A 6,565-nucleotide genomic window follows, 5' to 3' on the forward strand; every position below is an offset into this window, starting at 1 on the left:
AACTGAATCCGCCCCGAAAGCTGATCCACAAGGCACGCACAGCGACGTTGCTGGTGGCGATGGGCATGGTTGCGACAGCCACCTGGGCGCAGGGTACGTCGCACGACCACGGGGCGATGCATCAGGCGCCGTCTGCACCTGCGCCAGCCGTCGGTGGTACCGCACATGAACACGGCGCCGGGCACGGCACGGTGCCTGCCGCACCCACCACGGCGCCTGCGCCGCAGGACGCACCGGTCGCGCCCACTGCCGCGGCGCCGATGGACCACGGCAGCATGCAAGGCGGCAGCCCGCCGCCCGACGCGCGCGACCCGAATGCCTACGCGAACAGGCATGAGCGCGGCGTCGGCGAGCATGTGCCGCCGGGCGTGAGCAAGCTGCACCTGGGCGATGAACACCGCTTCGCCTCATTCAAGCTGAACAGGTTCGAGCGCGTGTTGCCGCGCCATGGTGACCATCACACGGCGTTTGAGGGGCAACTGAAGTTCGGCGGCGATTTCGATCATGCGGTGCTGAAGGCCGAGGGCGAGGTCGCCGGCGGCAGGCTGCACGACTCACGCGCCGAATTGCTGTGGGGGCACGCCATCGCAGCCTACTGGGACACCCAGCTCGGACTGCGCCACGACAGCGGCGAAGGCCCAAGCCGCAGCTGGCTCGCCTTCGGGCTTGAAGGCACGGCGCCGTACTGGATCCACACCCGCGCCACTGCCTACCTGGGTCAGGGCGGCCGCACCGCGCTGCGGCTGGAGGCCGAGTACGACGCGCACATCACCCAGAAGCTGGTGCTGCAGCCGAAGACCGAGTGGCACTTCCACGGCAAGAACGATCCCGCAGCCCGTGTCGGCAAGGGCCTGTCGAGCGCCAGTCTGGGCCTGCGCCTGCGCTACGAATTCACGCCGCAGATCGCACCTTATGTCGGCGTCGAGTGGCAGCGCAGTTTCGGCCGCACGGCTGATTTCCTGCGCGCATCGGGTGAGCGCGCTTCGCAGACGCGCTGGGTCGCTGGCCTGAGTTTCTGGTTCTGAACGACATCGACAAGGAGTACCCCATCATGCACACCCATCTGATCGCCGCCTTGCTGGCGCTGGCCTGGCCCATGGGGGCCATGGCCGCCGGCGCGCACGACCACAGTCATGGCCCGGTCATGAACAGTGCCATCGGCCAGCCGGGCGATGCCGCCAAGGTCACGCGCACCGTCGAGGTCACGCTGCACGACGACATGCGTTTCAAGCCCGACACCATCCAGGTCAAGCAGGGCGAGACGATCCGCTTCTTCGTCCGCAACCAGGGCGCTGTGCAGCACGAAATGGTGCTCGGCACCATGGCCGAACTGAAGGAGCACGCCGAGATGATGCGCACGATGCCCGACATGAAGCACAGCGACCCGAACACCGTCAACCTGCGCCCCGGCCAGCGCGGCGGCATGGTGTGGCACTTCACCCAGGCCGGCACGGTGGATTTCGCCTGCACCGTGCCCGGCCACATGGAAGCCGGCATGGTCGGCAAGGTGATCGTGGCGCCGTGAGCCCAACCCGAATGCAAGGAGCCTGAACATGAACACGACACATCCCCTGTCTCGCCGCACCGCATTGCGCTGGACGGCGGCGGGTGCCGGCGCGGCCTTCGCGCCCGCACTGATGGCGCAGGCCAATGCGGCGCCGCCGGTAGGCATGGAAATCTGGAAGGACGCTAGCTGCGGCTGCTGCGGCGACTGGATCAAGCACATGCAGGCCAAGGGCTTCAAGCTCGACGCCATCCACGACACCGGCAACAACGCGGTGCGGGCACGCCTGGGTCTGGCGGCCAAGTACGGCTCGTGCCACACGGCGCTGATCGGCGGTTACGTGGTCGAGGGCCATGTGCCGGCGGCCGATGTGCGGCGCCTGCTGCGCGAGAAGCCCGCGGCGCTGGGCCTGGCCGCCCCCGGGATGCCGATCGGCTCACCCGGCATGGACGGCCCGGCCTACGGCGGGCGCCGCGACAGGTATCACACCCTGCTGGTGCTGCGCGATGGCAGCAGCCGGGTGTTCCAGGTGCACGCATGAGGGATCGCGCCAACCGGTCCGTGGGTCGCGTGGCGCAAGGCCGTTGCCTCATCATGAACGGCTGAGCTGCACGCGATCGGCTTGCCGATCACCTCACGGCAAGTCGCCTCGTCACCGCTTGCTGGCAGCCGCCCCGGATCAGCCGGCCTGGCATCTCAGGCGCGAGTCCGGCGCCAACCGGCGCCAACGCGCCACCGGACGACAGTCAGGCCGTGTAGTCGCCGCTGGCCTCGGGCTGGAACTCGATGGCGCGCACCACCAGCTCGCTGTGCTTGCCGTCGGTGCCCTGCCATTCGGCGGTTTCGCCCACGCGCAGGCCGAGCAGGCTGGTACCGACCGGCGACAGCACCGAGATCATGCCCTTGGCGGCGTCGGCATCCTCGGGGTAGCACAAGGTGATGCTGCGCTCCTCGCCAGTGGCCGGATCGGCCACGCGCAGCTTGGAATACATGGTGACGATGTCGGCGCCGATCTCCTGCGGCCGTACCAGCTCGGCGGCGTCGATCAGCTCCGACAGTTCGCCGATCTGCACCGAGGTCTTGCCCGGCACGGCGCGGCGGCGCAGCAGGTTGAAGATGCGCACATGGTCGAGCTCGGTGATGGTGCGGTTGAAGGCGGTGGTCATGGCGGTCTCCTGCGAAATACGTTGTGACAAGGGGGTTGCGACGTCCGCCTGCGGCGCGGCAGGCTCGAACAGCTCATCGCAAACGGTCGGCGCGCCGGTCGCCTGGCCCGACAATCCGGGTGGCGCTTTCAGTCTGAAGTCAAAAGGCGGGGATCGTCGGGCTCAGGAATGTGCGGCCAGTAGGCTCGCACGGCGGGCCAGGGTGACCCGCGAAGCTGCTCGACGCATTTCAGGCACGTGCGCCCGCGCGCCGGCCACCGAGGCCGGCGTGGCGTGCGACACCACGCACGCAGACATGACGCATTGACGATCCATGCGCCGATGATAGCCCCTGCCGGCCGATCACGCCAGCAGCATGCCCCGCCAGCCCGGCGCACGCTGTGACGGGCCGCTGCTGCGGTCGCCCCGCAGTGCCGGATTCAGGGTTTGCACCGAGCGCGCAGGCGCTGCCACGGGCCGGCGCCCCTGCCGAAGCGCCTTAAGATAAGCGCCTGCCGCCGCACGGGCGGCTGTGTTCCTCGTGCGCCTGCCGTCCGTCTTTCTCCCATGTCCGCGTCCTCCCCGCCCGAGCCCCACGATGAACCGGTCGACGCAGGCATGAAGCCGCGCGTGCCGCTGGCGATCGAGGACTGGCTCACCGTGGTCATCATGGCCCTGCTGGCCCTGATCACCTTCGCCAACGTGCTGGTGCGCTACTTCACCAACGCCTCGTTCGCCTGGACCGAGGAAGTGTCGGTGTTCCTGATGATCGTGCTGACCATGGTGGCGGCATCGGCGGCGATGGCGCGCCGGCGCCACATCCGGATCGAGTTCTTTGCCGACTCAGGGCCGCTGAAACGCCAGCGCGCACTGTCCAAGTTCGGCGCTGCCCTGGTGGCGCTGCTGTTCGCCCTGATCGCCGTGCTGTCGGCGCGCGTGCTGTGGGACGACGTGCGCTACGGCGAGACCTCGCCCGGCATCGGCGTGCCGCAGTGGTGGTACACGATGTGGCTGCCGATCATCAGCGCCGTCATCATGCTGCGCGCCATCGGCGTTGTGCTGCGCGGCGGCCGGGCGGCGGCCGAGAGCCCCGAGCTGCCAAGCTCGCCCCAGGTGCGCGACGAGGAACGGGCGCCGTGAACAGGTTGAACCACGGTGCCACCCTTCCTCGAGTGGCCGCCGAGCAGACCGAGCCAGCGATCGCCACGGCCGGGGCTGTGCCGACCGCTGGCGATGCCCCCCCTCGCGCAGCAGAGGGGGAAAGCAGCGTCAGCCGCGCAGGGGGGTGTGTCGAATCATGATCGCCACCTTGCTGTTCGGCCTGTTCATCGTCACCATGCTGCTCGGCGTGCCGATCGGCGCCGCGCTGGGGTTGGCCGGCGCCGCCGCCATCGCGCTGGCGAATGCCGAGACGCCCTGGTTCGGCCTGCTGGCGGTGCCGCAGAATTTCTACGCCGGGCTCGGCAAGTACCCGCTGCTGGCGGTGCCGATGTTCGTGCTGGTGGGCTCGATCTTCGACCGCTCGGGCGTGGCGACACGGCTGGTCAATTTCGCCACCGCCATCGTCGGGCGCGGGCCGGGCATGCTGCCGCTGATCGCCATCGCGGTGGCGATGTTCATGGGCGGCATCTCGGGTTCGGGCCCGGCCACGGCGGCGGCGGTGGGCGGCGTGATGATCGCCGCCATGAGCAAGGCCGGCTACCCCGGCGCCTACTCGGCCAGCATAGTCGGCGCGGCGGCGGCCACCGACATCCTGATCCCGCCTTCGATCGCCTTCATCGTCTACTCGGTGCTGGTGCCGAGCGCCTCGGTGCCGGCGCTGTTCGCGGCCGGCCTGATTCCCGGCGTGCTGGTCGGCGTGGCGCTGATCGTGCCCGCGGTGTGGATGGCACGCCGCCACCGCATGGGCCAGCTCGAGGCCGACCTGCCCAGGCCGCCGCTGCTCAAGAGCTTCGTCGAGGCCATCTGGGGCCTGCTGGCGCCGGTGGTGATCCTGGGCGGCATGCGCATGGGCTGGTTCACGCCGACCGAGGCGGCGGTGGTGGCGGTGTTCTACGGCCTGTTCGTCGGCATGGTGGTGCACCGCACCATGGGCTGGCGCGACGTCGTGCTGGCGCTGAAGGAGTCGGGCGAGCTGTCGGCGGTGATCCTAATCGTGGTCGCGCTGGCCGGCATCTTCGCCTTCTCGCTCTCCACGCTGGGCGTGATCGATCCGATCACCCGCGCCATCGTCGATTCGGGCCTGGGCGAATACGGCGTGCTGGGGCTGATCATGCTGCTGCTGGTGGTGATGGGCATGTTCCTCGACGGCATCTCGATCTTCCTGATCTTCGTGCCGCTGATGTGGCCGCTGATGCAGCACTACCAGTGGGACACGGTGTGGTTCGGCGTGCTGCTGACGCTGATGGTGGCGATGGGCCAGTTCACCCCGCCGTTGGCGGTGAACCTGATGGTGTCGTGCCGCATCGCCGGCGTCAGCATCGAGCAGACCGTGCGCTGGGTGATTCCGCTGGTGCTGGCGCTGAGCCTGGTGGTGCTGGCGGTGATCGTGTGGCCGCCGCTGGCGCTTTGGCTGCCCCAGGTTCTCGGGTTTTGAGTCAGGCGCAGAATCGGGCCCGAATCCATGGATCAGCCGCGCCAGGCGCTCTTTTTTTCATAGTGACGTCATAGGAGACCTTGTCATGAAGCTACGTCGATCCCTGCTGACCGCCGCCGCGGCCCTGTCCCTGGTGCTCGGCCTGCCGACCGCCGCGCAGGCGCAGAACTACAAGTCCGAGTACCGCATGTCGCTGGTGGTCGGCACCGCCTTCCCCTGGGGCAAGGGCGGCGAGATCTGGGCCAACAAGGTGAAGGAAAAGACCAACGGCCGCATCAACATCAAGCTGTACCCCGGCGTGTCGCTGATCCAGGGCGACCAGACGCGCGAGTTCAGCGCGCTGCGCCAGGGCGTGATCGACATGGCGATCGGCTCGACCATCAACTGGTCGCCGCAGGTGCGCCAGCTCAACCTGTTCTCGCTGCCGTTCCTGATGCCCGACTACGCCGCGATTGACGCGCTGACGCAGGGCGAGGTCGGCAAGGACATCTTCGCGCTGCTGGAGAAAGCCGGCGTGGTGCCGCTGGCCTGGGGCGAGAACGGCTACCGCGAACTGACCAACTCCAAGCACCCGGTGCGCACGCCGGCCGACATGAAGGGCCTGAAGATCCGCGTGGTCGGCTCGCCGCTGTTCGTCGAGACCTTCACCGCGCTGGGCGCCAACCCGACCCAGATGAGCTGGGCCGACGCGCAACCGGCGTTCGCCAGCGGCGCCGTCGACGGGCAGGAAAACCCGATGAGCATCTTCACCGCCGCCAAGCTGCACACCGTCGGTCAGAAGAACCTGACCATGTGGGGCTACGTGGCCGACCCGCTGGTGTTCGTGGTCAACAAGGAGATCTGGAACAGCTGGACGCCGCAGGACCGCGAGCACGTGCGCCAGGCCGCCATCGAGGCCGGCAAGGAAGAGATCGCCATCGCACGCAAGGGCATGATCGAACCCGGCCAGCCGCTGCTCAAGGACATCGAGGCGCTGGGCGTCAACGTGGTGCGCCTGACGCCGGCCGAGCGCGAGGCCTTCGTCAAGATCACGCGCCCCGTGTACGCCAAGTGGAAGGGCCAGATCGGCGCCGACCTGGTGAACAAGGCGGAGAAGGCGATCGCGGCAAGGAAATAAGGCACCACCCCCTGAGCGGCTGACGCCGCTTCCCCCTCTGCTGTGCGAGGGGGACATCGCCAGCGGGCGGGCCAAGCCCTTCCGCGACGATCGCTGGCATGGCCTGCTCCGCGGCCACCGGTTCTTTCGCACTACCAGGATCACAGTTGTAAGCGGCTGGCGAACCCATCTTGACGCGGTGCGCAGCGCCGTCGCGAGCGCGA

General features: G+C 68.6%; 7 protein-coding genes. 6 read left to right on the top strand and 1 reads right to left on the bottom strand.

Annotated features, from left to right (window positions below; all coding sequences use genetic code 11):
* The first annotated feature begins 59 nt into the window (after positions 1 to 59).
* From PK606_RS12785 to PK606_RS12795, 3 genes are read left to right on the top strand one after another with little or no spacing between them, the layout of a single operon-like run.
* Positions 60 to 1,025, top strand: a complete 966-nt coding sequence (locus tag PK606_RS12785) for a copper resistance protein B (protein WP_502920842.1) — start codon at positions 60 to 62, stop codon at positions 1,023 to 1,025.
* Positions 1,026 to 1,051: 26 nt separating this feature from the next.
* A complete protein-coding gene (locus PK606_RS12790) occupies positions 1,052 to 1,525 on the top strand; it encodes a cupredoxin domain-containing protein (protein ID WP_324564550.1) in 474 nt (157 codons plus the stop codon).
* A gap of 28 nt (positions 1,526 to 1,553) precedes the next feature.
* Complete coding sequence (locus PK606_RS12795) at positions 1,554 to 2,045, top strand: DUF411 domain-containing protein (RefSeq protein WP_324564551.1); 492 nt, start codon at positions 1,554 to 1,556, stop codon at positions 2,043 to 2,045.
* Positions 2,046 to 2,250: 205 nt separating this feature from the next.
* Here PK606_RS12795 and rnk read toward each other — a convergent pair whose 3' ends face one another.
* Positions 2,251 to 2,670: a nucleoside diphosphate kinase regulator gene (rnk, locus tag PK606_RS12800; protein ID WP_324564552.1), complete on the bottom strand. Its 420-nt coding sequence runs from the start codon at positions 2,668 to 2,670 to the stop codon at positions 2,251 to 2,253.
* A gap of 546 nt (positions 2,671 to 3,216) precedes the next feature.
* Here rnk and PK606_RS12805 point away from each other — a divergent pair.
* The 3 genes from PK606_RS12805 (at position 3,217) to PK606_RS12815 (ending at position 6,362) form a co-directional block, all read left to right on the top strand.
* A complete protein-coding gene (locus tag PK606_RS12805; protein WP_502920841.1) occupies positions 3,217 to 3,789 on the top strand; it encodes a TRAP transporter small permease in 573 nt (190 codons plus the stop codon).
* Between the two features lie 157 nt (positions 3,790 to 3,946).
* Positions 3,947 to 5,245, top strand: a complete 1,299-nt coding sequence (locus PK606_RS12810) for a TRAP transporter large permease (protein WP_324564553.1) — start codon at positions 3,947 to 3,949, stop codon at positions 5,243 to 5,245.
* A gap of 85 nt (positions 5,246 to 5,330) precedes the next feature.
* Positions 5,331 to 6,362 (top strand): DctP family TRAP transporter solute-binding subunit, encoded by a 1,032-nt coding sequence (locus PK606_RS12815; RefSeq protein ID WP_324564554.1) that lies wholly within the window; start codon positions 5,331 to 5,333, stop codon positions 6,360 to 6,362.
* Positions 6,363 to 6,565 lie beyond the last annotated feature (203 nt).

Source organism: Ottowia sp. (genome assembly GCF_035444425.1).
Lineage (GTDB): Bacteria > Pseudomonadota > Gammaproteobacteria > Burkholderiales > Burkholderiaceae_C > Ottowia.

What these genes read in the sequence shown, in the direction of transcription:
- PK606_RS12795 (WP_324564551.1), top strand. Translation starts at nt 1,554, where the DNA reads ATGAACACGACACATCCCCTGTCTCGCCGCACCGCATTGCGCTGGACG.
- PK606_RS12815 (WP_324564554.1), top strand. Translation starts at nt 5,331, where the DNA reads ATGAAGCTACGTCGATCCCTGCTGACCGCCGCCGCGGCCCTGTCCCTG.
- PK606_RS12785 (WP_502920842.1), top strand. Translation starts at nt 60, where the DNA reads ATGGGCATGGTTGCGACAGCCACCTGGGCGCAGGGTACGTCGCACGAC.
- PK606_RS12810 (WP_324564553.1), top strand. Translation starts at nt 3,947, where the DNA reads ATGATCGCCACCTTGCTGTTCGGCCTGTTCATCGTCACCATGCTGCTC.
- PK606_RS12790 (WP_324564550.1), top strand. Translation starts at nt 1,052, where the DNA reads ATGCACACCCATCTGATCGCCGCCTTGCTGGCGCTGGCCTGGCCCATG.
- PK606_RS12805 (WP_502920841.1), top strand. Translation starts at nt 3,217, where the DNA reads ATGTCCGCGTCCTCCCCGCCCGAGCCCCACGATGAACCGGTCGACGCA.
- rnk (WP_324564552.1), bottom strand. Translation starts at nt 2,670, where the DNA reads ATGACCACCGCCTTCAACCGCACCATCACCGAGCTCGACCATGTGCGC.